Raw genomic sequence first — 411 nt, 5'->3', positions numbered from 1 at the left:
ATATAGGAGGGGTGGTTGTGGCTCTCCATCTTGAAGACAACGCATTCGCCATCGTCGATATCGACCACGCCCGCATTCTCGCCCGGTCCCTGGATGACGCGCGGTCCCTTGGTCGGCAGCGTCCTCAGCCATTTCTTGGAGGATTTGTAGGAGCAGTGCTCGTTCCACATGGCGGAAAAAATGCCGAGTTCGGTGAAGCTGGGCTCGCGCCCGATCAGCCCCAGGATCCGCTGATATTCATCCGGTTTCAGGCCGTGGCTGGCGATCAGATCCTCGGTGATGGGGCGGTCGTTGGAAACGGTCATCGGGCTCTCGAAGTGGTTGGGAGGCGGCGTTCGCCAGCCTATAACCCATGCCGTTCGCATGTGCGACAGGAAAATGGCCGGATCAACAGGCAGCGTCGATCATGAG

Annotated in this window: 1 pseudogene; it reads right to left on the bottom strand. The window is 59.4% G+C overall.

The window, feature by feature from the left end:
• A pseudogene (locus tag AC1D0P_RS30695) lies at positions 1-305 on the bottom strand (hypothetical protein); the annotation flags it as partial.
• Between the last annotated feature and the right edge of the window lie 106 nt (positions 306-411).

It is taken from the genome of Polaromonas sp. P1_G2, assembly GCF_056405515.1.
The sequence above is the reverse complement of the archived record's forward strand: the minus strand, read 5'-3'. Positions and strand labels throughout refer to the sequence as shown.